The sequence below is a fragment of the Kribbella sp. NPDC003505 genome (assembly GCF_040610875.1).
Classification (GTDB): domain Bacteria; phylum Actinomycetota; class Actinomycetes; order Propionibacteriales; family Kribbellaceae; genus Kribbella.
In genome coordinates this window covers 196,740-220,997 of sequence record NZ_JBEXNA010000001.1, presented here as the reverse complement: position 1 = coordinate 220,997, position 24,258 = coordinate 196,740, and the positions used below count along the sequence as shown (strand labels likewise).

The window sequence follows — 24,258 nt, the reverse complement described above, 5'->3', positions numbered from 1 at the left end:
ACCTGAGCATCTTGCTCGACTTTGTCCGCTTTCATAGAGCCATGCAGATCATCGCGAACGCGCCCGGAGACGCCCTGACGCGGCGTCGGCACGTCGATCTGCTGCGCGTGAACTCCGCGGGTTGTCGGGCGACGGCGTAACTCTTCCGTCCGTCTCCCTCCCCGTCCGCAGGAGTAGCTCCGTGCGTCGTCTCATCCTGATCGCGTTGCTCGGCTCGATCGCCCAGCTCGTCGACGGCACCCTCGGCATGGCCTACGGCGTCACCGCCAGCACCGCCCTGCTGATCACCGGGATCACCCCGGCCGTCGCCTCCGCCTCGGTGCATCTGGCCGAGGTCGGCACCACGCTCGCCTCCGGTCTGTCGCACTGGCGGTTCGGCAACGTCGACTGGCGCGTCGTCGCGCTGATCGGCGTCCCGGGCGCGGCCGGCGCCTTCGCCGGCGCGACGTTCCTGTCCAGCCTGTCGACCGAGTCCGCGTCGCTGTGGGTGGCCGGTCTGCTGCTCCTGCTCGGCGTCTACATCCTGGTCCGGTTCGGCACCGGGAAGGTCCGGGCCGTGATCGAGGGCCGTCCGGCCGGGAGGTTCCTCGGGCCGCTCGGTCTGGTTGCGGGCTTCATCGACGCCACCGGTGGCGGCGGCTGGGGGCCGGTCGCGAACTCCGCGCTGCTGTCCAGCGGCAAACTCGCGCCGCGGCGCGCCGTCGGGTCGGTGAACGCGGCCGAGTTCCTGGTCTCGGTCGCCGCCAGCATCGGGTTCCTGTTCGGCCTGGGCGGGAAGAACCTGCCGTTCGGCATCGTCGCCGCGCTGCTGATCGGCGGCGTGCTCGCGGCGCCGCTGGCCGCGTGGCTCGTCTCCCGCCTGGCCACCCGCTGGCTCGGCGTCGGCGTCGGCCTGGTGCTGATCCTGACCAACGCCCGCACCGTGCTGAACGGCCTCGACGTCGCCACCGGCCCGCGGTACGCCGGCTACGCGGCGCTCGTGCTCGGCTGGGCCGCCATCGTCGCGTACGGCGTCCGCGCCCAGGCCCGCCGTACCGTCCGCGAGGCCGAGCGTCTCCTCGACGAGACCGAGCTCGAGCCCGCTTCCTGAGCTTTCTCCTCCGCCAAGACAGAGGTTCCCCCTGTGAGCATCTTCCGTCCGTTCCGCCTGCTCGCGGGCGCTCTCGCCCTGACCGTCGCCGCCGCAGGCTGTTCGCGTGCCGACGGCAACGAGACGGCCCCGGCCGCGAACGACAAAGGCCCTGCCGCCGAACTGCGGCTCGGCTACTTCCCGAACGTCACCCACGCCGCCGCGCTGGTCGGTCTCGGCAACGGCCTGTTCAGCAAGGAACTCGGCAGCACGAAGCTGGTGCCAACCAAGTTCAACGCCGGGCCGGAGGCCGTCGGCGCGCTGCTCGGCGGCTCGCTGGACGCGTCCTTCATCGGCTCCGGGCCGGCGATCAACGCCTACGCGAAGTCGAACGGCGAGGCGGTCCGCCTGATCGCCGGCGCGACGTCCGGCGGTGCGCAGCTCGTGGTCAAGCCGTTCATCACCAAGCCGGCCGACCTGGCCGGCAAGACCGTCGTCACGCCGCAGCTCGGCAACACCCAGGACGTGTCGCTGAAGAAGTGGCTCGCCGAGCAGAAGCTGACCGGCAAGGTCAAGGTCACCAACCTGGAGAACGCGCAGACCCTGGACGCCTTCAAGAAGGGTGACGTGGACGCCGCCTGGCTGCCCGAGCCCTGGTCGTCACGGCTGGTTCTGGACGCCGGCGCGAAGGTCCTGCTCGACGAGGCGTCGCTGTGGCCGGACGGCAAGTTCCCGACGACCGTGCTGATCGTCCGGACCCAGTTCCTGCAGGAGCACCCGGAGACCGTGAAGGCCTTGCTGTCCGGGCTGGTCGCGGCCATCGACTTCAGTACGTCGAACGCCGCGCAGGCGAAGACCGTGGTGAACGAACAGCTCAAGGAGGCGACCGGCAAGGCGCTGAAGCCGGCCGTCATCGACCGGGCGTTCGAGCACATCACGATCACCGCGGACCCGATCGCCGGCACCTTCCCGCAGCTGGCCAAGGACCAGGTCACCGCGGGCATCGCGAAGGAGGCGCCGGCCGTGGCCGGCTTCGCGGACCTGGGGCCGCTCAACGAGGTGCTCGCGAAGGCAGGCAAGCCGGCGGTCGACGCCGCGGGCCTGGACGCGAAGTAGAAGGAGGACAGGCGTGACCGCAATTGTCGACGCGCCGCCGGATCAGCTCAGCCCGGTGCGGTTCCACCACGTAGGCAAGGCGTTCGGCAGCGGCCGGAAGTCGGTGGTCGCGCTGGACGGCGTCGATCTCGAGGTGCGGGCCGGGGAATTCGTCTGCCTGCTCGGCGCGTCCGGGTGCGGCAAGACGACCCTGCTCAATCTGGTCGCCGGCCTCGACCGCCCGACCGCCGGACGGATCGAACTGAACTCGTCGCGCCCGGCCGTGGTTTTCCAGGAGGCCGCGCTGATGCCGTGGCTGACCGCGGCCGGCAACGTCGAGCTCCCGCTGCGGATGGCCGGCGTACCGAAGGCGCAACGGCGGGCCAGAGCCGCCGAGCTGCTCGAGCTGGTCCGGCTCGCCGGTCTCGGCGACAAGCGGCCGCACGAGCTGTCCGGTGGCATGCGGCAACGAGTCGCGCTGGCTCGCGCGCTCGCGTCGACCACCGACAGCACCGATGCGGGTAAGCCCTCGTTGCTGTTGATGGACGAGCCGTTCTCGGCGCTGGACGCGATCACCCGCGACGTTCTCCAGGGCGAGCTGCTGCGGATCTGGCGCGCCACCGGTACGGCGATCCTGTTCGTCACGCACGACGTCCGCGAGGCCGTGCGGCTCGGGCAGCGCGTCGTGCTGCTGTCGTCGCGGCCCGGGCGCGTGGTGCAGCAGTGGACCGTCGACGAGTCGCCTGACGCGGTCGACGAGATCAACACCGCACTGCGCAAAGTGATCAGCAGCCATGCCGCAGCTTGACGTCCGCGACGACGGTTCGACGGCGGCCTCGGTCGAGGCCGGGCTCGACGCCCTGGACACGCCGGTCGTCGCGCCGGACGGCTCCCGGCTGCGCCGGATCGCGGCCCGGGTGCTGCCGCCGGTCGGCGCGGTCGTCGTCCTGGTGGCTGTCTGGCAGGCGTTGTGGGCGTCCGCGTTCTGGCCCGAGTTCAAGCTGCCCGCGCCGGTCGACGTGTGGGGCCAGATCTGGCAGCTCGTGACGAGCGGCGAGATCGCCGAGCTGTTCTGGGTGTCGGTGCACCGTGCCGTCATCGGGTTCGCGATCTCGCTGCTGATCGCCGTACCGCTGGGCCTCGCGATCGCGAACCTGCGCGTGGTCCGGCGCGGGATCGGGCCGCTGGTGTCGGGGCTGCAGAGCCTGCCGTCGGTGGCGTGGGTGCCGGCCGCGATCTTGTGGTTCGGGCTGAACGACCGGGCGATCTACTGGGTCGTGCTGCTCGGCGCGGTGCCGTCGATCGCGAACGGTCTGGTGTCCGGTCTCGACCAGGTGCCGCCGATCCTGCCGCGGGTCGGCCAGGCGCTCGGCGCCGGGAGGCTCGGCGGGATCCGGTACATCCTGCTGCCGGCCGCGCTGCCCGGGTTCCTCGGCGGGCTCAAGCAGGGCTGGGCGTTCTCGTGGCGGTCGCTGATGGCCGCGGAGCTGATCGCGACTTCGCCGGAGCTCGGCGAGGGCCTCGGGCAGTACCTGCACAACGGCATGTCGCTGTCCGACATCTCGATGGTGTTCGCCGGCATCGTGCTGATCTTCGTGGTCGGCGTCGGCATCGAGTTGCTGGTGTTCCGGCCGCTGGAGAACAGCGTGCTGCGGGCGCGGGGACTCACCGCGTCCGCCCGCTGATCGCCGCTGACACACTGCGCGCCGTACTGTTGGAGCGTGGTCCGATTTCTGCCGTTCCTGCTCAGCCTGGTGCTCACCGTGTATGCGCTGTTCTCGTGCATCCAGACACCCGACGAGGACGTGCCGCACCTGCCGAAGCTGCTGTGGATCGTCCTGATCGTGTTCGTCCCGTTCGCGGGGCCGATCGTCTGGCTGCTGATGTCGCGCGCGCACGCCAACCGCCAGGACAACGTCGTCCGGCGACAGCCGCCGCGGCCCACCGCGCGGCCGGTGGCGCCCGACGACGATCCGGACTTCCTCAAGTCACTGGACCGCTACCGGGACCCGCGCACGACGGTGAAGCCGCCGGATCCGGAGGAGACGCCGAAACCCAAGGACTCCAAGGGCTCCGACGAGTCGTCCTCCGAGACCGACGACGGAAATCCTGAACGGTAGGACCGGCGGCTCCTACGCGGACTTGCGGTGCTCGGGCAGGAGGGTGTTGTCGCGCTCGGACTCCGTGGTGCCGCCCCACACGCCGTAGGGCTCACCGACGGACAGGGCGTGCTGCCGGCATTCGGGCTGGACCGGGCAGGTTCCGCACAGCGACTTGGCCACCATCTCGCGGGCGCGTTTGCGAACGCCACGCTCCGATTCGGGCGAGAAGAAGAGCTCCGGGTTGACGTCCCGGCATGCGGCTTGCGACTGCCAGTCCCACAGATCCATGAGCGGGCGGGGCAGGCGAGGCATCCCTCTCGACATGGCAACCTCCTTGACTCACCGTGAGCGCGGACGGGCGCTCGGTGAAAACTATGCTCATCTCTTACGTAGTTCAACCCTTGTTGTCTCGAAGTTCGAGCCATTCGTTATCGCCGCAGGCGCCCGGGTGCCGCGATCGGCGGTTTTCAGGCGGGAGGCGTGTTCACGTCCGCATCCGATGTGACATGAGTCACTTCAACGGTGCAAGTTCGTCTGCACGTGCAGATGCCTCAGGCACCGATCGCGGGGTCGAATCGGTAGTGCTCGTGGGCGCCGTGGGCGGTGTCTCGCTCGCCGGTCAGGGCGCGGATCACGGTGGCGTGGGTGATCGCCAGAACCGGTCCGTCGGTGCTCGCGGCGTGCCGGGCGAGTGCGGCGTGAGCGCGCTCGCGGACCCGGGACAGCGGCTCCCAGGGGCGCTGGACGCCGTCCGGCCACTCGCCGTCGTACGCCTCGAACTCGGCGCGGGCGGCGCGGACGTCGGCGGCGCCCCGGCGGCGACCGGTGTCGTCCGGCAGCCAGTCGCGCAGGTCGTGGTCGACCTTGACGCCGAGGGCCAGCCGATGGCCGATGATCGCGGCGCTGTGCAGGGCGCGGGTGAACGGTGAGCTGACCAGGTAGGTCGCGCGGATGCCGCCGAGCAGGTCCGCGAGCTCCTCGGCCTGTTTCATCCCGAGGGCGGTGAGCGGGGCGGAGTCGGCCGTGACGCCCGGCCAGGTCTGGGAGTCGATCGGCTCGTAGTCCGGCTCACCGTGCCGGACCAGATAGATCTGTGTGACGGACATGGCCTACCTGAGGTGTCTGGCCCCTGCCCATCCACGCGGGTGGCCGGGCGGCGGCTGGAGCGGATCGGTGACTGCGGACGCGGGCCGCACCTGGTGCAGCTCCTCGAAGAGGTTGCCAGGTGCCCTGGGGGAGTCGATCCAGCGGATCTCCGTCGCGCCCTGGTGGCCGTGCACGGCCAGGATGGACTCGACGGAGGGCCAGACGGCCGTCGCCGGGTTGTCGCCGCGCCAGCGCAGGGCCACGGAGCCGTCGGTGAACTCACACCCTTCCGCCACCACGCCGGTCCCGGACACGCCACTGGGATCTCGGTACCGAACCAACTCGAAGGTTCGCGGCCTCACCACCTTGCTGCACTCCCCGATGTCTCGACCCGGTCTTGCAGCAGTCAACGAAGCCACCCCAAGAATGGTTACTGCTATTGTCGGTGGTGTGAAGCGCAGCTATTGGCGATTTTTTGAGTGGCCGGCCCCGGTGCCGGGCGACTCAGCCGATCGCTGACGCCCATCGCAGACACCAGAGCCGGCACGAAGGCAAGGACATCCGTCCTTGCCTTTTCTCGTTCCCAGCCGGCTGACTGCGACATCGCATGCGGACCGGCGGAAAGGTCCCCAGCATGAACACCCTCCCCAAACCGAGCGAACAGGCGCGCGTCGTCGACCGACGGATCGAGAAGACCGTCCCGCTGGTCACGCCGCTCGCCCTGCACGACGAGTTCCCGCTCAGCGACGAGGTGGCCCGTACGGTCGCCGACGGCCGGCAGGCGGTGGCCGACGTGCTGAACGGCGTCGACGACCGGCTGCTGGTCGTCGTCGGCCCGTGCTCGGTCCACGACGCCGACGCGGCCCTCGAGTACGCCGAGCGCCTCCGCCCGGTCGCGGAACGGCTGTCCGACGGCCTGCTCGTCGTGATGCGGGTGTACTTCGAGAAGCCGCGCTCGACCCTCGGCTGGAAGGGCCTGATCAACGACCCAGGCCTGGACGGCTCCGGTGACGTGAACCGCGGCCTGCGGATCGCCCGGCGGCTGCTCGTCCAGGTCAGCGAGCTGGGCCTCCCGGTCGGCTGCGAGTTCCTCGACCCGATCACCCCGCAGTACATCGCGGACACCGTCGGCTGGGGCGCGATCGGCGCCCGGACCGTGGAGAGCCAGGTGCACCGGCAGTTGTCGTCCGGCCTGTCGATGCCGATCGGGATGAAGAACCGCCCGGACGGCTCGATCGCCACCGCGGTCGACGCGATCAAGGCGGCCGCCGTCCCGCACGTGTTCACCGGGATCGACCACGACGGCGCGCCGGCCATCCTGCACACCCGCGGCAACCAGGACTGCCACCTGGTCCTGCGCGGCTCGGACAGCGGCCCGAACTACGACACGGAGTCCGTGGCCGGCGCCGTCGAGCTGCTCCGCAAGGCCGGCCTCCCCGAGCGGGTCGTGATCGACGCTAGCCACGGCAACAGCCGCAAGGACCATCGAAGGCAGCCGGTCGTGGCCGCGGAGATCGGCGCGCAGGTCGCGGCCGGCGAGCGGGCGATCGTCGGCGTGATGCTGGAGTCGTTCCTGCAGGAGGGCCGCCAGGACCTCGACCCGACCCGGCAGCTGACCTACGGCCAGTCGATCACCGACGCATGCATGAGTTGGACGACAACCGAAGAGGTGCTCCAGCAACTCCGCGACGCGGCGGTGGCCCGGCGGGGCTAGCTGTTCATCTGCAAGCCGCACAGCGGCTACAGCGCGCCCCTAGGGTCCGGGACCATGACTGAGATCTCCCGGCGCCTGGTGCTCGGTTCGGTGGCGGGTGGGGCAGCGGCTTCGCTGCTCCCACCGTCGCTGCACACCGCGATGGCGCAACCTGTGAGGCGTGGTGGTCTGCGCGCGATCGAACACGTGATCGTGCTGATGCAGGAGAACCGCTCGTTCGACCACTACTACGGCACGCTGCGCGGTGTCCGCGGGTACGGCGACCAGCAGCCGCTGCGGCTGCGCAACGGCAAGAGCGTCTTCCACCAGCCGAAGACGGGCGGTGGCGAGGTGCTGCCGTTCTCGCTGCGGAAGGCGGCCGCCGACGCGGGCCGCAACCCGGACGACATCCAGTACCTCGGTGCGCTGGCCCACGGCTACAGCGACGCCACGCAGGCCTGGGCGGGCGGCTGGAACGACGACTGGGTGCAGGCCAAGACGGCGGCCACGATGACCCACTACGACCGCCGCGACATCCCGTTGCAGTACGAGCTCGCCGAGACGTTCACGATCTGCGACGCGTACCACTGCTCGGTCAACGGCTCGACCAACCCGAACCGCAACTACCTGTGGTCCGGCACGACCGGTTACGAGCCCGGGACGACGCAGCGCGCGGTGACGAACGCGGCGTACTCGTACGACCACCAGGGCTACGACTGGACGGCGTACCCGGAACGGCTGGAAGCGGCCGGTGTGTCCTGGCAGATCTACCAGGAGTGGGACAACTTCACCGACAACGCGGTCGAGTACTTCAAGACCTTCAAGGACATCGGACATCGGATCCTCGCGAACGTGCCGGGCGGCTACCGGACGACCGAGGAGTTCTACGACAAGCTGTTCGCGAAGAGCGAGGCCGACCGGGTCGTCGCGCTGCAGCAGCTCGACGCTGCCGTCGGGAAGCTCCCGGCCGCGGACCAGAAGCTGTTCCGCAAGGCGATGTACCGCTCCGAGCCGGAGTCGCTGGTGCCGCGGCTGCGCGCCGACATCAAGGCCGGGACGTTGCCGAAGGTGAGCTGGCTGGTGCCGTCGGCGGTCGACTCCGAACACCCCGGATCGTCCACGCCGGTCGGCAGCGCGAACCTGATCTACGACGTGCTCGACGCGATCGCGTCGGACCCGGAGACCTGGTCGAAGACCGTGCTGCTGATCAACTTCGACGAGAACGACGGGTACTTCGACCACGTCCCGCCGCCGGTCGCGCCGCAGCCGGCGTCCGGGGCCGGCGACGACTGGTACGCCGGGAAGCCGATCGGGCTCGGGCCGCGGGTCCCGATGACCGTGGTGTCGCCGTGGACGGTCGGCGGTCACGTGAACTCGCAGGTCTTCGACCACACCTCGGTCCTGCGGTTCCTGGAACTGTGGACCGGTGTCCGGGAGCCGAACATCAGCTCCTGGCGGCGGACGGTCTGCGGTGACCTGACGTCGGCCTTCGACTTCGACCGGACGTATCGGCAGCCGTCGGTCGACCGGCCCGGTCCGGTCCCGGCGCCGATCAATCGCTGGCACCCGACGCCGCCCGTTGACCAGGCCCTCCCGGTGCAGGAACCCGGCCGCCGACCGGCTCGCGCACTGCCTTATGGGCCGTCGGTCTCGGGCTCCGTTGCCGATGGCAAATTGATGCTAGCTTTGAGCAACAACGGCTCGCAGTCGGCGCACTTCGCGATCTATCCGTATGGCGGTGAGCTCCCGGCTCCCTGCCACCTGGATGTCCGTCACGGCGAGACGCCGGCCGTGGTCACGATCCCCGTGAACGGCCCGTTCGAACTCGCCGTCCAGGGCCCGAACCGCTTCTGGGCCGAGGTCGCCGGGGCGTCCGGCGGCGCGGCGGCAGGCCTCGACGTACGGATCGAGAACCGCGCCGGCGCTCTCCAGTTCCTGCTGGTGAACGGCTCGAGGAAGCCGTTGACCGTCAAGCTGAAGGCGCGCGGCTACACCAGCAAGACCACGACGATCGAGCTCAGAGGCAAGCAGTCCCGGCCGTTGTTCTGGCCGACCGACAGCGGCTGGTACGACGTCGAGGTCACGACCCCGGACGACCCGGCCTACCGGCGCCGGTTGTCCGGGCACATCGAAACGGGCCGCCCCAGCATCACCGGCTGACACACCCCGAAGTGGCGACGGAAGTCCTCTGCAGGCAACCTGATGACCTGTGGAGGACTTTCCGTACTTTCCGTACCCCGACACCGACTACCAGGAACCCGGCCGCGGGCAGTTCCACTTCAGCACCCGCGCCGGCTGGATGAACGACGTGAACGCGCCGCTGTACTACCGCGGGGTGTACCACCTCTACTACCAGCACAATCCGTCCAGCCTGGTGTGGGACACGATGCACTGGGGGCATGCGACGAGCACCGACCTCGTGCACTGGACGCAGCAGCCGATCGCGCTCGACCCGAAGATCCACCCCGGCGACCTGTGGTCCGGCGGCGGCGTGGTCGACACCGGCAACGCCAGCGGCCTGAAGGCCGGCGACGACGACCCGATCGTCGTCTACTCCGGAACGAACGGGGTCACGGTGTTCTACAGCCTGGACGGCGGCGCCACGTTCACGGCGTACGCCGACGGCAAGAAAGTCGTGACACCGGGCGGCACCAGCCGCGACCCGAAGGTGTTCCGGGATCCGGTGTCCGGACACTGGGGCATGGTCGTGTGGTCGGACGAAGGCGGCAACGGCGCCGACTTCTACACCTCGGCGAACCTGCTCGACTGGACGTTCGGCTCCCGGTACCCGGCCGCGTGGCTGTTCGAGTGCCCGAACATGATCCGGATGCCGGTCGACGGGGGGCACCGCTGGGTCCTGCACGACGGCGGCGGCAACTACCTGGTCGGGGACTGGGACGGTACGGCGTTCCACACCGACTGGACGGCTCCGCAGAAGATCAACCAGACCGAGACCCACGCCGGCGGCGGGTACTACGCCGGGCTGACGTTCGAGAATCTGCCGGACGACCGGATCGTCTCGATGGCCTGGCAGGGCGAGAACAAGGGCTCGATCTGGACCGGCAACGCGTCGTTCCCGGTCGACCTCACGCTCCGGCGCACCGACGACGGTCTCCGTGTCTTCAGCACGCCGATCCCTGAGCTCGAGCTCCTCCGCGGCGAGGCGCAGACCTGGGAGAACCTCACTGTCGAGGACGGCACACGCCGGCTTCCGGCGACGGACACCTACGAGCTCGAGGCAACGATCGACGTCCGGGACGCACGCAGGTTGACCGTCAGGACCGGTCGGGACATCGTGTACGACGGCGAGCAGCAGACGCTCGACGGAGCGACGCTGCGGCCGGTCGACGGGAGAATCAGGCTGCACCTGCTGGTAGACCGTGACCAGCTGGACGTCTTCGGGAACAACGGAGCGGCCTATCAGAGCTACAACGCTCGCCCCGGGGGGCTGGAGCTGATCGCCGAGGGGCAGGCGGTCGTCGAGGCGCTCACCATCTGCCGGCTCGGCTCTATCTGGCGATAGCCGCCGTCCGCGCCTTGGTCACGGTGATCAGGTCGGCGGGGGACAGGCCGATGTCGAGGCCGCGCCGGCCACCCGACACGTAGACCGTCGGGTGGTCGGTGGCGGTGCTGTCGACGACCGTGGGCAGGGCGCGCTTCTGGCCGATCGGGCTGATCCCGCCGACGACGTAGCCGGTGGTGCGCTCGGCGGCGGCCGGGTCGGCCATCACCGCCTTCTTGCCGCCCGCCGCGGCCGCGATCGCCTTCAGATCGAGCTGCTTGGCGACCGGGACGACGCCGACGGTGAGCTTCCCGTCCACCTCGACGAGCAGCGTCTTGAACACCTGCTCCGGCGCCAGCCCGAGTGCCTCGGCGGCCTCCAGCCCGTACGACTTCGCGGCCGGGTCGTGCTCGTACGCGTGCGTCGTGAACTCGACCTTCGCCTTCGTCAGCGCCACCGTCGCCGGCGTTCCTTGGCTCTGCTTCTTCACCACGGGGTGAGCTTAGTTCGCGGACGCCGACCACTCATCAACCGGCCGCAGCGCGGGCGCGGCACGCTCAGCCGTCGCTCGAAACCGTGTCGTCGGCGGCGTTGGTGAGTGGCGGACGTCCGGTGATCCGGACGCAGCAGTGGCCGGCTCGCGGGGTGAGCTCCGCCTGGAGCGGGGCATCCAGAGTGGTCAGCAACCCGGCGACGAGGTGCAGGTTCATACCGCAGACGAGTTGCGGGTGGTCCTTCGCCAGCCGGCGGAACGGGCAGTTCGCCAGTGCGATCCCGTCCGCGTCGGGCCGGGGCTCGAAACCGTACGCCTCGAGCACCTGCAGTAAGCCGCCGCGGTCGCGGACGGCGCGGCCGAGCGTCTCGCCGTACTCGTGGGCGCGGCGGTTGACCGCTTCGCGGGGTGTGACGCCGGTGGACTCGGCGTCCTGGATGGCGGCGGCGAGGAGCTGGCCGGCCACGGCGTACTGGCGTTCGGGGAGGCTGATCTCGATCTCGCGGTCCGAGCGGTGGTACAGCTTCGCCGGGCGGCCGGCCCCCGGGCCGGTGCGGCCGGTGCGGCGTTCGTAGCAGGTGTCGAGCAGGCCTTCCTCGGTGAGCCGGTCGAGGTGGAACGCGGCCGTGGTCCGCGGGATGCCGAGCGCGCCGGCGGCGTCGTCCCGGCTCACCGGCTCCGGCCGGCCGACGACGTACTCGTAGAGCCGGCGGCGCGTCGGCTCCTCGAGGACGGCGACCGCCTGCACCGAGGCGTCCCACGACATGTCCACGGGATGATTCTATCGACAACTCTGGTTGGCGTAACAGTATGATGTCAGTTCGCTGATACCTCAGGGAGTGTGCAGATGGCGATCTCGGCCGACCTCGAGTCCGTCCCCCTCCATATCGTCGCGCGCCGGGAGGAGATCGACCTTCCCGCCGCGCAGCGTGCCGTCGCGGACCTGCTGACCGCGCTCGGGCGGGACCCGCACAGCGCGCACCTCGCGGACACCCCGCGCCGGGTCGCGAACGCGTATGCGGAGATGCTGACGCCGCGGGAGTTCGAGCTGACCACGTTCCCGAACGACGAGGGGTACGACGAGCTCGTCCTGGCCAAGGACATCCCGGTGCAGTCGCTGTGCGAGCACCACCTGCTGCCGTTCCAGGGCGTCGCCCACGTCGGGTACCTGCCCGGCGACCGGATCCTCGGGCTGTCCAAGCTGGCCCGGGTGGTGGAGCTGTTCGCGCGCGACTTCCAGGTGCAGGAGCGGCTCACCAAGCAGGTTGCGGACTGGCTGCAGGACCACCTGTCGCCGAAGGGCGTCGGTGTCGTGATCGAGGCCGAGCACCAGTGCATGTCGCTGCGCGGCGTCCGGGCGGCCGGCTCGCGCACTGTCACGTCGTCACTGCACGGGATCCTCCGGGAGAACCCGAGTTCGCGTCAGGAGTTCTTCGCCCTGACCGGCCTCACCCCGTAGGGCGGCCGGGCGACGCGTCAGGCCGAGGCGACCGCCGGCGGCTGGTGGGACCGGCGGCCGGTGGCGAGGATGTGCGTGAGCTCGCCGGGCAGCAGGTCCGTGCCGGGGACGGGCTCCATCTCGGAGACGTCCAGCCAGCGAACGACGGTGGCGCCGCCGTGGCCGTGGACCGCGAGGATCGAGTCCAGGTCCGGCCAGACGGCGGTCGAGGGGTTCGCTCCGTGCCAGCGCAGTGCCACCGAGCCGTCGGTGAACACACAGCCTTCGGCGACGACGCCGGTTCCGGAAACCCCGCTGATGTCGGTGTATCGGACGAGTTCGAACGTCTGGGGTTTCACCGGCGACACCCCGTGTGGCGTGACAAAGTTGCCATGATCCTTTCCCCGTCAGGCGCAGTGGATTCTCGCCACAAACCGGGGACAATTACCGACTGTCAGCGGGGAAGGACGGTCTGTAGCGACTCATCTTCTCACCACAAACTAGAACCATTCCAGCGAACATGCCAGACCCTGATCCGCGTGTCTCGAACTGCGACACGTGATCGAATACCTCCGACGAGCGGATCACCGCGGCGTACCGGCGGTACTGCTGGCCGACCGACGGGCTCGACGGCGTTCGGTTGGCGCCGTTCCAGCTGCTCGCGTCCGAACCCGTGGACCCTCGCCTCTGACTCATCGGCGACGGCGGACAAGCGCGATTGCGACGACGGCGATGAGGAGCATGACGGGTGGCAACCCGGCGAGCGGAACCTTCGGGAGGGCGCCGAGGCCGACGAACACCGTGGGGACCAGCGCGAGTGCCACTGGAATCGGCGCACGCTGGTCGCCGCGGTGGACGCCGTACAGCACCAGCGGAGCGAGCAGCCACAGACCGAGCAGGATCAGATAGCCGATTCCCACTGGGGCATCGCCCGGGTGGTTGGTAGGCGCCTCCAGCCAGCCGACGAGGCCCGCGACCGCAAGGATCACGACACCGAGCACGGCCGGCAACATGCGCAGCGCGGCGTCCCGCACGAGCCTGCCACGTGCCGTCGCCAGCGCGAGATAGCACCCGATCAGCACGAGCTCGGCGACGACCGTCGCGCTGAGGACGAACGCGCTGTAGACCTCGGGCAGGATCTGCTCCTGACACTCGGGCTGGGGCGAGCACTGCCCCACACCGGTGGCAACCTGCAGGCCGTAGGACGCGAGTGCCAGCGGTACCGACAACGCCGCGACCGCCGCAGTGACACGCAACAGGTTGTTGGAGCTGATCGACCCTCGGCTCTGAGTCACTGGCGGCGGCGCACGATCAGGACGGTGATCACGCCGGCCACGAGCATGATCGCGGGCAGGGCCATGGGGACGACGAGTGGGTCGTTCGGTACCAGGAGCGCGTTGCCGAGGGCGGTCGGGGCCAGGCCGATCACGACCGGGACCACTGCCCGCCGGTCACCGCGATGTACGACGTACAGGATCAGCGGCGTGAGCAGCCACGAGGCGAGCAGGACCAGAAAGGCGACCTCCGCGGCGTTGAAGCTGCGTCCCGCGCCGTTCTCCAGCAGCCAGCCCCAGCTGCCGACGGCGAGCGCCACGATGGCGACCGCCGCGGGTGACCATCGCAGACCGGTGCGCAGGTCGAGCGTCCCGCGTGCAGCGACCAGGGCGAGACAACCGGCGATCACGACGAGCTCGGCGGCCGCGGCCGCGAGGATGACGTCCAACGGCTCGGCCGACCGTCCGACCACGTCGACCGACGGTGGGCAGGGATGGTCCTGGCAGGGGACCTTTTCAGGCGGGACGACCAGGGAGGCGGCCCAGATCAGGGGGACGCTGAAAAAGCTCACGGCGGCGGTGACGCGAAACAGATTGCCGGCCGGCCGGGTGGGCGACCGGCGCAGGTCGAGAGCGCTCACGCCACCACGATCCCGCCCCAGGGGTCCACCGAGGGTCATTCGTTTCCGGCGTGTAAACGTCTTTCGTGGGGGGTTGGCAAGGTGTGACATTGCACTTAGGGTCTGTGCAATGTCACACGGTACAGAGGTCGACGTGCAGCTCATCGGTGGGCTGCTGCACGACTGGCAGGTACGGAACCGGCGGGCGACGATCCCGCACGCGATCGCGGAGCTGCGCAAGGCCGGGAACCTGGAGAACCTGCGCCGGCTGGCCGATCCCTCGGTCGGGCCGTACCGCGGGCGGTACCCGTTCCTGGACACGGATCTCTACAAGACCCTCGAAGGACTCGCATACGAAGTCGGCCGTGACGATGCGCCGGCGGGAGCGCGCGCGTTCTACGACGAGGTTGTCGAGCTGCTCGAGCAAGCGCAGGCCGAGGACGGCTACCTCAACTCGTACTTCCAGGACCCGGACCAGCCCAAGCAGCCGTGGTCGGACCTCGGCTGGGGGCATGAGCTGTACAACCTCGGCCACCTGATCCAGGCGGCGGTCGCGGCGCACCGCAGATTGTCGGACGGCCGATTGTTGACAATCGCCCGCCGATTCGCGGATCTCGTCGTCCGCAGGTACGGCGCCGACGGGGAGGAGGCCGTCGACGGCCATCCCGAGGTGGAGATGGCGCTGGTCGAGCTTTATCGAGAAACAGGCGACGAGGACTACCTCACCCAGGCGCGGCTGTTCGTCGACCGCCGCGGCCGAGGGAACCTCAAGCACACGATCTTCCCGGGGGAGTACTTCCAGGACCACGTGCCGTTCCGTGAGCTGCCGTCCGTCACCGGTCACGCCGTACGGATGGCGTACCTCGCAGCCGGTGCCGCCGACGTACACCTGGAGACGGGTGATCCGACGCTGCTCGCGGCGCTCGAGCGGCTGTGGGACGACATGGTCGCGACCAAGCTGTACCTCACCGGCGGGCTCGGCAGCCGGCATTCCGATGAGGCGATCGGCGACCGCTACGAGCTGCCGTCCGAGCGGGCGTACGCCGAGACGTGCGCGGCGATCGCGACGATGCAGTGGGCGTGGCGGATGTTCCGCGCGACCGGCCGGGCGAAGTACCTGGACGTGTACGAGACGGTGCTCTACAACGCCTACGCCGTAGGGCTTTCGGCCGACGGTACGGCGTTCTTCTACGACAACCCGCTGCAGCGCCGGCCGGACCACGAGCAGCGCTCCGGCGCCGAGGACGGCGGTGAACTCCTCCGCCGCGCCTGGTTCGGTTGCCCGTGCTGCCCGCCCAACATCATCCGCTGGATGTCCGAACTCCAGGACCACGTGGCTGTTGCCCGGGACAACGTCCTGTACGTCGGCATCTACGCCGACGCCCGCATCACCGCGAACGATCTCACCGTCAAGGTGACCACCAACTACCCCTGGGACGGCGAAATCACCCTCACCGTCGAGAAGGCCCCATCCGAGGAACGTGCCATCGCCTTCAGAATCCCCGCCTGGGCAAAAGACGCCACCCTTACCCCGGCAGGCGAGCGGGTGGACGGGTGGGTTGTGGTTCGGCGGACGTTCGTGGCTGGGGATGTTGGGCGGTTGTCGTTGCCGATGAAGCCCAGAGCGCATGGAGTGCATCCGTACGTGGATGCGGCGCGCGGGGCGATCGCTGTGGCGCGGGGGCCGTTGGTTTATTGCGTTGAGCAACAAGATGTGGCGGCGCCGGTGGACGACCTGTTGCTGAGCCCGGCGGCTGTGCGTGCGGCGACCGTGCGCGAGCAGGACGTCCATCGCGTGCTGGAGCTGACCGCGAAGGTCGCCCCGGCGCCGGCTCCCGAGCTGTATCCCGTGATCACCGGACACGTCACCGAGGCTGCCGTCGGCGAAGTGCCGGTGACGTTGGTGCCGTACTTCCTCTGGGGAAACCGTCAGGCCCTGGCCATGCGTGTATGGCTGCGAACCGAAAGAGAACACTGATGAAGAGAACTTCTATGCTGGTGGGGCTCGTGGCGTCGGCTGCGCTCGCGCTGACCGCGTGCGGCGGCGGTGCGTCCGGTGCCAAGGACGAAGCCGCCGGCCATGGCGCCAAGGCTGCGCAGGGCGGGACGCTCCAGGTGCTCGCGAACGCGGCGTTCTCGCACCTCGACCCGGCGCGCGGTTTCGACGGCGGCGTGAACAACTTCTACCGGCTGATCTACCGCACCCTGACCACCCAGGGCGCGGCACCAGGTGCCGAGGGCACCAAGATCGTGGCGGACCTCGCCACCGACACCGGTAAGCCGTCCGACGGCGGCAAGACCTGGACGTTCACGCTGAAGGACGGCCTGTTCTTCGAGACCGGTGCGCCGATCACCAGCGCCGACGTGAAGTGGGGCGTCGAGCGCGCGTGGGACCCGGAGATCGGCATCGGCTCGCCGTACGCGAAGCAGCTCATCGAAGCGCCCGCGGCGTACCAGGGCCCGTACAAGTCCGGTGACCTGGCGACGATCGAGACCCCGGACGCGAAGACGGTCGTGTTCCACCTGAAGAAGCCGTTCGCGGACTTCGGCAGCGTGGTCGCGCAGAACACGTTCACGCCGGTGCCGAAGGGCCAGGGCGCGGGCAACGCGCTGGACAGCAAGCCGATCGCGTCGGGGCCCTACAAGGTGTCCGAGTACAAGCCGGGCGCATCGCTCAAGGTGGTCCGCAACGACAAGTGGGACAAGAAGACCGACGACGTGCGGACGGCAAACCCGGACGCGTTCCAGTGGACGTTCGGCCTCGACCCGGCGACGATCGACGAGCGGATGATCGCCGGCCAGGGCACCGACGCCGACGCGATCGCCGGCACCGTCCAGGCCGCGTCGGTCGCCCGGATCCAGACGCCGCAGCTCAAGCAGCGGACGATGACGGGTCTCGGCGGATGTACGACGTACCTGGGCCTCAACACCACGAAGAAGCCGCTGGACAAGGTCAAAGTCCGGCAGGCGATCAACCTCGCAGTGAACAAGCAGACGGTGCGGGACGCGGACGGCGGGTCGGCGCTGGCCGAGATTGCGAACACCATCCAGCCGCCGACCATCGCCGGCCGCGTGGACTACGACCCGTACCCGAGCCCGGACCACAAGGGTGACGTCGAGGGCGCCCGCAAGCTGCTCACCGAGGCCGGATTCGGCAACGGATTCACGATGACGCTCGACACCCGGGCGCAGCCGAAGATGCAGGCGATGGCCGTCGCGATCCAGCAGGCGCTGGAGCCGCTGAAGATCACCGTGAAGATCAACACCATCGACACCGCGACGTACTACGAGGTGATCGGCACGACGTCGCAGCAGCACGACGCGGCGATCACCGGCTGGTGCCCGGACTGGCCGTCCGGCCAGACGTTCCTGCCGCCGCTGTTCGACGGCCGCAACATCACCGCGAAGGGCAACACGAACCTGGCGCAGCTGAACGACCCGGGCGTGAACGCGAAGATCGACGAGATCGCCAAGCTGACCGACGTCCAGGCCGCGAACGCGGCGTACGGCGAGCTGGACAAGCAGATCATGGAGCTCGCGCCGATCGTCCCGCTGCTCTACGAGAAGGTGCTGATGCTGGTCGGCAGCAACATCGGCGGCGCGTACCTGCACGACGGCTTCTCCGGTGGCATCGACCTGGTGTCCGTCGGCCTGAAGGACGCCGTCAAGTGACCACCACCCCGGCCCTGATCGAGGTCGAGGAGGCGGTGCCGCCCGCCCCGACGACACCGCCCGCCTCGGGCCGCCGGATCCTCACCACGATCACGCGCGACAAGGGCGCGCTGGCGTGCGTGGTGTTCCTGGCGATCGTGGTGCTGATGGCCGTGGCCGCGCCGTTGATCACCAAGATCAGCGGCTGGGGGCCGTACCAGTTCGACTCGGCCGCGATCAACTCCGATCTCGGCGGGGTGCCGCACGGTGCGCTCGGCGGGATCAGCGGCTCGCACTGGTTCGGTGTCGAGCCGCAGAACGGCCGCGACCTGTTCGCCCGGATCGTCTACGGCGCGCGGGTATCGATCACCATCTCCTTGTCCGCAACCTTGCTGACCGGGGTTCTCGGCGTGGTGCTCGGCATGCTCGCCGGGTTCTACCGCGGCTGGGTCGACCAGGTGATCTCGCGGCTGATGGACTTCCTGATGGCGTTCCCGGCGCTGATCTTCATGATCGCGATCCTGTCGTCGCTGCCGTCCGGGAACCGGCCGGTGCTGCTGGTCGTGGTGATCAGCGCGTTCGGCTGGCCGTACCTGGCGCGGGTGATCCGCGGGCAGACCATGACGCTGGCGAACCGCGAGTTCGTCGAGGCGGCGCGGGCGTCCGGGGCGAAGGACTCACAGGTGGTGTTCCGCGAGATCCTGCCGAACCTGCGCGGCTCGATCGTGGTGATGACGACGCTGGCGATCCCCGGCTTCATCGGCACCGAGGCCGGCCTGTCCTTCCTCGGCGTCGGCGTCGCACCGCCGACCGCGTCCTGGGGCCAGATGATCTCGAGCTCGGTGAGCTGGTACTCGGTGGACCCGATGTTCTTCGCGATCCCCGGCACGTTCCTGTTCCTCACCGTGCTCTCGCTGACCGTCCTCGGCGACAAGATCCGCACCCTCGTCGACCAGGGAGAGGCTGCATGACGCGCTACGTCCTCGGCCGGCTCGGCGGTGTCGTGGTGATCCTGCTGGCCGTCTGCCTGTTCACGTATCTGATCTTCTTCAAGCTCTCGCCGGATCCGGCGGTGATGATCTGCGGCAAGACCTGTACGCCGGAACGTATCGACTCGATCCGGGACGTGCTCGGACTAAACCAGCCGCTGCTGACGCAGTTCTGGGAGTTCCTGAGCGGGATCTTCGCGGGCCGCGACTACGGCTCGGTGCACTGCTCGGCGCCGTGTCTCGGGTACAGCTTCCAGACCAACGAGTCGGTGTGGAGCATGCTCACCGCACGGCTGCCGGTGAGCATCACGGTCGCGGTCGGCGCCGCGGTGCTCTGGCTGCTCGTCGGGGTGATCGGTGGTCTGGTCAGCGCGGTCAAACAGGGCACGTGGTGGGACCGGACCGGTATGGGCCTCGCGCTCGGCGGTGTCAGCGTGCCGAACTACGTGCTCGCGCTGGTGCTGCAGTACGTCCTGGTGGTGAAGCTGCAGGTGCTGCCGTTCCCGTCGGCGGTGTCGTTTGTCGACAATCCGCTCGTCTGGTTCGAGTCGTACCTGATGCCGTGGGTCGTGCTGGCCGTCGGGTACGCCTGTCTGTACGCACGACTGACCCGGAGCAACGTCGTCGACACGCTGGCCGAGAACTACTACCGGACCGCGCGCGCGAAGGGGCTGAGCGGCGCGCTGATCATGCGCCGGCACGCGCTGCGCCCGGCGCTGACGCCGATCACCACGATCTTCGGGATGGACTTCGCCGGTCTGCTCGGCGGCGCGCTGATCACCGAGACCGTGTTCGGCCTGAACGGGATCGGCAAGCTGGCCGCCGACTCGATCGCCAAGAACGACCAGCCGGTGATCATGGCCGTGACCCTGCTGGCCGCCTTCTTCGTTGTCGTCGGCAACGTTGTGGTGGACCTGCTGTACACGGCACTCGATCCGCGGGTCCGGGTGGTGTCGGCATGAGCGCTGCCTTGTTCGTTGTCGACAATCTGACGGTCACGTTGCCGACCAGCAGCGGTCCGGTCGACGTGGTGAAGAACGTCTCGTTCACGGTCGACCGGGACGAGACGGTGGGCATCGTCGGCGAGTCCGGGTCGGGCAAGTCGATGACCGCGCTCGCGGTCCTCGGGCTGCTGCCCCGCGGAGCCCGGACGTCGGGAAGCGTCAAGCTGGACGGCGCCGAGCTGCTCGGGCGATCGGACCGCGAGCTCAGATCCGTGCGCGGCAACGCGATCTCGATGGTGTTCCAGGATCCGCTGTCGTCGCTGAACCCGTACTACACGGTGGGTCTGCAGATCTCCGAGATGTACCGCACGCACCGCGGCGGGTCGCGGAGCGCGGCCCGGAAGGTCGCGATCGAGGCGCTGGAGCGCGTGCACATCCCGGACGCGGCGCGCCGGGTCGACCACTACCCGCACCAGTTCTCCGGCGGCATGCGGCAGCGCGTGATGATCGCGATGGCGTTGTGCTGCTCGCCGTCGCTGCTGATCGCGGACGAGCCGACGACCGCGCTCGACGTCACGGTGCAGGCCCAGATCCTGGAGCTGCTCGCCGAGCTGCAGTCCACCACCGGGACCGGGCTGATGTTCATCACCCACGACCTCGCGGTGATCAGCTCGATCGCCCGGCGGGTGCTGGTGATGCGGTCGGGTGCCCCGGTCGAGTACGGCACCGCGGAGCAGGTGTTCTCGGATCCGCGGCACGAGTACACCCGGATGCTGCTGGACGCCGTACCGCGGATAGATGACGAGGTTGCGTCGTGACGTTGCTCGAAGTGAAGAGTGTGACGAAGGAGTTCGTCACCCGGGGCGAGGGCGCGATGGCGCGGAAGTCGACGTTCACCGCGGTGGACGACGTGAGCTTCGAGGTGGAGCTCGGCGAGACGCTCGCGATCGTGGGGGAGTCGGGCAGCGGCAAGTCCACGACCGCGCGGATCGCGGCCCGGCTGCTCGAGCCGACCAAGGGCAGCGTCGTGTTCGACGGGCAGGACGTGACGAACGCCCGCGGCAAGGACCTCGCGGCGTTCCGGAACAACGTGCAGGTGGTGTTCCAGGATCCGTTCTCGTCGCTGAATCCGCGGTACACGGTCGAGCGGATCGTCACCGCGCCGCTGACCTATCAGGGCATCACACCCAAGGGCGGCCGGCGGGCGTTCACCCAGGAGCTGATGGAGCGGGTCGGGCTGAACCCGGACCACTGCCGGCGGTACCCGGCGCAGTTCTCCGGCGGCCAGGCGCAGCGGATCGGCATCGCCCGGGCGCTGGCGGTGAACCCGAAGCTGGTGATCTGCGACGAGGCGGTGTCGGCGCTCGACGTGTCGATCCAGGCGCAGGTGCTGGAGTTGCTGCTGCGATTGCAGCGCGAGAGCGGGTTCAGCTACGTCTTCATCGCACACGACCTGGCCGTCGTCCGGCAGATCTCGCAGCGGGTCGCGGTGATGAGCCGGGGCAGAATCGTGGAGAGCGGGTCGCGGGACCAGGTCTTCGGCGATCCTCAGGACGAGTACACGAAGACGCTGCTGGCCGCCGTACCGCGGATCAATCCGGAGTGGGATGGCAGGCGCAGGCGGAAAGAGGCGGGATGACCAGCTACACGATTCCCCGGATGCACGTCCGGGAGCACACCGTTTCGGTCCCCCTGGACCGGGAGCGACCGGGCGAGTCGATCAGCGTGTTCGCGCGGGAGCTGGTCGACCCGACGCGGAAGGACGAGGACCTGCCCTGCTTGCTGTTCCTGCAGGGCGGGCCCGGCGGGAAGGGACCGCGGCCGACCGGGGCAGACGGGTGGATCGGGCAGGCCCTGAAGAAGTACCGGGTGGTCCTGATGGACCAGCGCGGCACAGGGCGCAGTACGCCGGTCAGCGGGCGGCGGATGGCGTCGATGACGGCCGAGGAGGGCGCCGACTACCTGGCGTGCTTCCGGGCGGACTCGATCGTCGCCGACGCCGAGCACCTGCGGAAGACCGTGTTCGGCGGCAAGCCGTGGTCGACGCTCGGGCAGAGCTACGGCGGCTTCCTGACGCTCACCTATTTGTCGAAGGCGCCCGAGGGCCTCACCGCCTGCTACGTGACCGGCGGGCTGGCCTCGATCGACCCGTCCGCGGCCGAGGTGTACCGGCGGACCTATCCGCGCGTCGCGGCCAAGAACCAGGAGTTCTACCGCCGGTACCCGCACAACGTGGAGCGCGTCGGCCGGATCGCGGACCGGCTGGCGGCATCCGACGTCCGGCTGCCGGACGGCGATCGCCTGACGGTACGCCGCTTCCAGTCGCTGGGGATCGACTTCGGGATGAAGCCCGGGTACGAGCGCATCCACTGGCTGATCGACGAGGCGCTGGACGGCGATGAGCTGTCCGACACGTTCCTCGGGCAGGCGCTCGGCCTCTCGTCGTACCTCGGGAACCCGCTGTTCGCCGCGCTGCAGGAGAGCATCTACGGCTCCGGCGAGGGCGCGACGGCCTGGGCGGCCGAGGCGGAGCGGGCACGGCGCCCCGAGTTCGCCGAAGACGCACGGCCGCTGCTGTTCACCGGCGAGATGATGTACCCCTGGATGTTCGCCGAGATCCGTGGCCTACGGCCGTTCCAGGGCGCGGTCGAGCTGCTCGCGAAGCGGCCGCGATGGCCCGAGCTCTACGACCTCGACCGGCTCGCGGCCAACGACGTACCGGTGGCGGCCGCGGTGTACTTCGACGACATGTACGTCGACTCCGGGCTGCAGCTGGACACCGCACGACGGGTCGGCAACGTGCAGGCCTGGGTGACGAACGAGTACGAGCACGACGGCCTCGGCGCGGACCGGGTGTTCGAGCGGCTCACCGAGCTGGTCGCGTCGATCGGGGGTGGCGTCCCGCACCAATGACGTCCAAACGACGGCCGGTGCTTCACAATAGGCGGCGACCCAGGAGGTGAACCCATGGCTGCCGATTCGATCGGGCCGCTGCCGAGCGTACGGCGGCTGGCGCAGCGCGAGAACCTGCGCGACAGCGTCGCCAACGCGCTCCGGGCGGCGGTGATCTCGGGCGAGCTGAAGCCGGGAGAGGTGTACTCGGCGCCGACCCTCGGCGCGCGGTTCGGCGTGTCCGCGACGCCGGTCCGCGAGGCGATGCTCGACCTGGTCCGCGAGGGCCTGGTGATCTCCCTGCGGAACAAGGGCTTCCGGGTCACCGAGGTGTCCGACGAGGACCTGGACAACGTGGCCGCGGTCCGGCAGCTCATCGAGCCGCCGACGATCCGGGACGTGGTCCCGGCGATCCCGGCGAAGGACTACCCGCGGCTGCGCCGGCTGGCCGACGACATCGTGGCGGCGGCCGAGGCGGGCGACCTGATCGCGTACATCGAGGCGGATCGGGTCTTCCACGTCACGCTGCTCGCGTACTCCGGCAACCAGAAGCTCGTCGACGTGGTGTCGGACCTGCGCTCGCAGACCCGCCTGCTCGGTCTGACCCCGCTGGTCGAGAGCGGCCGCCTGGTTCCGTCGGCCACCGAGCACCACGACCTGCTCGACCTCGTCGAAGCCGGCGACGCCGAGGGCGCCGAACAACTGATGCGGCGCCACATCGGCCATGTCCGCGGCCTGTGGGCCCGCTCTCAGAGCAACTGACGCTGCAGCGAGTCCGCGACGAACGTCTCGAACTCGGCAGGTGTCCACCCGGACTCGTCGACGAGTTCCTGGTAGACACCGGGCGCCGCGAGGGCGCGGTAAACGGCCTGCGCCTGCTTCAGCGGCACCCGCAGGACGTCCTCCAGGGACGCGATCATCGCGTCCATGACCTGGTTGCGCCCGGCGAGTTTCGACCGCAGCAAGGCCTTGGTCTCGGGGCTCTCGTCGGTCGCCGCCTCGAAGATCAGGACGACGTCGAAGCCTGCCGAGTACAGGTTCGTCAGCCAGCCCGCCGCACCGCGCAGCCGGTCGATCGGGTCCGCGATGGCGAACACCTGCTCGGCGCGCTCGATCGCGCCGGCCTCCTGGAGCCACCGGTCGCAGATCAGCGACAGGATCTCGCGCTTGGTGCCGAACGCCGAGTACACGGTCCGGGTCGCGACGCCGGCCTCCTTGGCGATCGCGTCGATGCTCGTGGCGCCGTACCCCTGCGCGGCGAACAGCCGGCGCGCGGCCTCGGCGATCCGGATCCGGGTCTCCTCCGCCTGCACCTGGCGGTAGGTCTTGACAGCTTCGGGCACGTCGGCACACTATCACTGTGTTCAGTGCAGTAGCACTGCATCGAGTGCATCAACAGTGCAACGGGAG

General features: G+C 69.4%; 28 protein-coding genes. 19 read left to right on the top strand and 9 right to left on the bottom strand.

Going from position 1 to position 24,258, the window contains the following annotated elements:
* Positions 1 to 41 precede the first annotated feature (41 nt).
* From ABZX12_RS01010 to ABZX12_RS00985, 6 genes are read left to right on the top strand one after another with little or no spacing between them, the layout of a single operon-like run.
* The gene (locus tag ABZX12_RS01010; protein WP_355688645.1) at positions 42 to 140 is read left to right on the top strand and encodes a putative leader peptide; all 99 of its coding nucleotides are present in this window, start codon (positions 42 to 44) and stop codon (positions 138 to 140) included.
* Positions 141 to 181: 41 nt separating this feature from the next.
* Positions 182 to 1,090, top strand: coding sequence for a sulfite exporter TauE/SafE family protein (locus ABZX12_RS01005; RefSeq protein WP_355688643.1), 909 nt, complete (start codon positions 182 to 184; stop codon positions 1,088 to 1,090).
* Between the two features lie 33 nt (positions 1,091 to 1,123).
* Positions 1,124 to 2,185, top strand: a complete 1,062-nt coding sequence (locus ABZX12_RS01000) for an ABC transporter substrate-binding protein (protein WP_355688642.1) — start codon at positions 1,124 to 1,126, stop codon at positions 2,183 to 2,185.
* Positions 2,186 to 2,198: 13 nt separating this feature from the next.
* Entirely contained in the window at positions 2,199 to 2,972 is a 774-nt protein-coding gene (locus tag ABZX12_RS00995) for an ABC transporter ATP-binding protein (protein ID WP_355688641.1), read from the top strand.
* The gene (locus tag ABZX12_RS00990) at positions 2,959 to 3,849 is read left to right on the top strand and encodes an ABC transporter permease (RefSeq protein ID WP_355688639.1); all 891 of its coding nucleotides are present in this window, start codon (positions 2,959 to 2,961) and stop codon (positions 3,847 to 3,849) included. The genes ABZX12_RS00995 and ABZX12_RS00990 overlap by 14 nt, the downstream gene beginning before the upstream one ends.
* Positions 3,850 to 3,885: 36 nt before the next feature.
* Positions 3,886 to 4,284: a PLD nuclease N-terminal domain-containing protein gene (locus ABZX12_RS00985; RefSeq protein WP_355688638.1), complete on the top strand. Its 399-nt coding sequence runs from the start codon at positions 3,886 to 3,888 to the stop codon at positions 4,282 to 4,284.
* Positions 4,285 to 4,296: 12 nt separating this feature from the next.
* Here ABZX12_RS00985 and ABZX12_RS00980 read toward each other — a convergent pair whose 3' ends face one another.
* From ABZX12_RS00980 to ABZX12_RS00970, 3 genes are all read right to left on the bottom strand, one after another.
* Complete coding sequence (locus ABZX12_RS00980; RefSeq protein WP_131350551.1) at positions 4,297 to 4,590, bottom strand: WhiB family transcriptional regulator; 294 nt, start codon at positions 4,588 to 4,590, stop codon at positions 4,297 to 4,299.
* 227 nt (positions 4,591 to 4,817) lie between these two features.
* On the bottom strand, positions 4,818 to 5,372 hold the full coding sequence (locus ABZX12_RS00975; RefSeq protein ID WP_355688636.1) for a histidine phosphatase family protein: 555 nt from the start codon (positions 5,370 to 5,372) through the stop codon (positions 4,818 to 4,820).
* Between the two features lie 3 nt (positions 5,373 to 5,375).
* Complete coding sequence (locus tag ABZX12_RS00970) at positions 5,376 to 5,666, bottom strand: hypothetical protein (protein ID WP_355688634.1); 291 nt, start codon at positions 5,664 to 5,666, stop codon at positions 5,376 to 5,378.
* Between the two features lie 320 nt (positions 5,667 to 5,986).
* Between ABZX12_RS00970 and ABZX12_RS00965 the strand changes: the two genes are divergently transcribed.
* Genes ABZX12_RS00965 through ABZX12_RS00955 form a run of 3 tightly spaced genes read left to right on the top strand, consistent with a single transcriptional unit; the run spans position 5,987 to position 10,568 of the window.
* Positions 5,987 to 7,066 (top strand): 3-deoxy-7-phosphoheptulonate synthase, encoded by a 1,080-nt coding sequence (locus tag ABZX12_RS00965; protein ID WP_355688633.1) that lies wholly within the window; start codon positions 5,987 to 5,989, stop codon positions 7,064 to 7,066.
* 54 nt (positions 7,067 to 7,120) lie between these two features.
* The gene (locus ABZX12_RS00960; RefSeq protein WP_355688631.1) at positions 7,121 to 9,205 is read left to right on the top strand and encodes a phosphocholine-specific phospholipase C; all 2,085 of its coding nucleotides are present in this window, start codon (positions 7,121 to 7,123) and stop codon (positions 9,203 to 9,205) included.
* A 49-nt stretch (positions 9,206 to 9,254) separates the two neighbouring features.
* Positions 9,255 to 10,568 (top strand): glycoside hydrolase family 32 protein, encoded by a 1,314-nt coding sequence (locus ABZX12_RS00955; protein WP_355688629.1) that lies wholly within the window; start codon positions 9,255 to 9,257, stop codon positions 10,566 to 10,568.
* Here the strand turns inward: ABZX12_RS00955 and ybaK are convergent.
* The gene (gene ybaK / locus ABZX12_RS00950) at positions 10,555 to 11,040 is read right to left on the bottom strand and encodes a Cys-tRNA(Pro) deacylase (RefSeq protein WP_355688627.1); all 486 of its coding nucleotides are present in this window, start codon (positions 11,038 to 11,040) and stop codon (positions 10,555 to 10,557) included. The two genes, ABZX12_RS00955 and ybaK, sit on opposite strands and share 14 nt — an antisense overlap.
* Before the next feature lie 64 nt (positions 11,041 to 11,104).
* Positions 11,105 to 11,806: a helix-turn-helix domain-containing protein gene (locus ABZX12_RS00945; protein ID WP_355689711.1), complete on the bottom strand. Its 702-nt coding sequence runs from the start codon at positions 11,804 to 11,806 to the stop codon at positions 11,105 to 11,107.
* Between the two features lie 81 nt (positions 11,807 to 11,887).
* Here ABZX12_RS00945 and folE point away from each other — a divergent pair, with 81 nt between their 5' ends.
* Positions 11,888 to 12,499, top strand: a complete 612-nt coding sequence (folE, locus tag ABZX12_RS00940) for a GTP cyclohydrolase I FolE (RefSeq protein WP_355688625.1) — start codon at positions 11,888 to 11,890, stop codon at positions 12,497 to 12,499.
* 17 nt (positions 12,500 to 12,516) lie between these two features.
* Here the strand turns inward: folE and ABZX12_RS00935 are convergent, their stop codons facing one another.
* Positions 12,517 to 12,837, bottom strand: coding sequence for a hypothetical protein (locus ABZX12_RS00935; RefSeq protein ID WP_355688624.1), 321 nt, complete (start codon positions 12,835 to 12,837; stop codon positions 12,517 to 12,519).
* Between the two features lie 224 nt (positions 12,838 to 13,061).
* Between ABZX12_RS00935 and ABZX12_RS00930 the strand changes: the two genes are divergently transcribed.
* Positions 13,062 to 13,169: a hypothetical protein gene (locus tag ABZX12_RS00930; protein WP_355689709.1), complete on the top strand. Its 108-nt coding sequence runs from the start codon at positions 13,062 to 13,064 to the stop codon at positions 13,167 to 13,169.
* Position 13,170: 1 nt separating this feature from the next.
* Here ABZX12_RS00930 and ABZX12_RS00925 read toward each other — a convergent pair whose 3' ends face one another.
* Both ABZX12_RS00925 and ABZX12_RS00920 read right to left on the bottom strand, forming a co-directional pair.
* Positions 13,171 to 13,773 (bottom strand): hypothetical protein, encoded by a 603-nt coding sequence (locus tag ABZX12_RS00925; RefSeq protein ID WP_355688623.1) that lies wholly within the window; start codon positions 13,771 to 13,773, stop codon positions 13,171 to 13,173.
* A complete protein-coding gene (locus ABZX12_RS00920; RefSeq protein ID WP_355688621.1) occupies positions 13,770 to 14,393 on the bottom strand; it encodes a hypothetical protein in 624 nt (207 codons plus the stop codon). Before ABZX12_RS00920 ends, ABZX12_RS00925 begins: the two co-directional genes overlap by 4 nt.
* Before the next feature lie 109 nt (positions 14,394 to 14,502).
* Between ABZX12_RS00920 and ABZX12_RS00915 the strand changes: the two genes are divergently transcribed.
* Genes ABZX12_RS00915 through ABZX12_RS00880 form a run of 8 tightly spaced genes read left to right on the top strand, consistent with a single transcriptional unit; the run spans position 14,503 to position 23,610 of the window.
* Complete coding sequence (locus ABZX12_RS00915) at positions 14,503 to 16,350, top strand: beta-L-arabinofuranosidase domain-containing protein (protein ID WP_355688619.1); 1,848 nt, start codon at positions 14,503 to 14,505, stop codon at positions 16,348 to 16,350.
* The gene (locus ABZX12_RS00910) at positions 16,350 to 18,044 is read left to right on the top strand and encodes an ABC transporter substrate-binding protein (protein WP_355688617.1); all 1,695 of its coding nucleotides are present in this window, start codon (positions 16,350 to 16,352) and stop codon (positions 18,042 to 18,044) included. The genes ABZX12_RS00915 and ABZX12_RS00910 overlap by 1 nt, the downstream gene beginning before the upstream one ends.
* The gene (locus tag ABZX12_RS00905) at positions 18,041 to 18,994 is read left to right on the top strand and encodes an ABC transporter permease (RefSeq protein WP_355688615.1); all 954 of its coding nucleotides are present in this window, start codon (positions 18,041 to 18,043) and stop codon (positions 18,992 to 18,994) included. Before ABZX12_RS00910 ends, ABZX12_RS00905 begins: the two co-directional genes overlap by 4 nt.
* Complete coding sequence (locus ABZX12_RS00900) at positions 18,991 to 19,974, top strand: ABC transporter permease (RefSeq protein WP_355688613.1); 984 nt, start codon at positions 18,991 to 18,993, stop codon at positions 19,972 to 19,974. The genes ABZX12_RS00905 and ABZX12_RS00900 overlap by 4 nt, the downstream gene beginning before the upstream one ends.
* Positions 19,971 to 20,774, top strand: a complete 804-nt coding sequence (locus ABZX12_RS00895) for an ABC transporter ATP-binding protein (protein ID WP_355688611.1) — start codon at positions 19,971 to 19,973, stop codon at positions 20,772 to 20,774. The genes ABZX12_RS00900 and ABZX12_RS00895 overlap by 4 nt, the downstream gene beginning before the upstream one ends.
* Positions 20,771 to 21,595, top strand: a complete 825-nt coding sequence (locus ABZX12_RS00890; RefSeq protein WP_355688609.1) for an ATP-binding cassette domain-containing protein — start codon at positions 20,771 to 20,773, stop codon at positions 21,593 to 21,595. The genes ABZX12_RS00895 and ABZX12_RS00890 overlap by 4 nt, the downstream gene beginning before the upstream one ends.
* Complete coding sequence (locus ABZX12_RS00885) at positions 21,592 to 22,869, top strand: alpha/beta fold hydrolase (RefSeq protein WP_355688608.1); 1,278 nt, start codon at positions 21,592 to 21,594, stop codon at positions 22,867 to 22,869. Before ABZX12_RS00890 ends, ABZX12_RS00885 begins: the two co-directional genes overlap by 4 nt.
* Positions 22,870 to 22,923: 54 nt before the next feature.
* Positions 22,924 to 23,610 (top strand): GntR family transcriptional regulator, encoded by a 687-nt coding sequence (locus ABZX12_RS00880; protein WP_355688606.1) that lies wholly within the window; start codon positions 22,924 to 22,926, stop codon positions 23,608 to 23,610.
* Here ABZX12_RS00880 and ABZX12_RS00875 read toward each other — a convergent pair.
* Positions 23,598 to 24,191: a helix-turn-helix domain-containing protein gene (locus tag ABZX12_RS00875; protein ID WP_355688604.1), complete on the bottom strand. Its 594-nt coding sequence runs from the start codon at positions 24,189 to 24,191 to the stop codon at positions 23,598 to 23,600. The genes ABZX12_RS00880 and ABZX12_RS00875 overlap by 13 nt on opposite strands.
* Between the last annotated feature and the right edge of the window lie 67 nt (positions 24,192 to 24,258).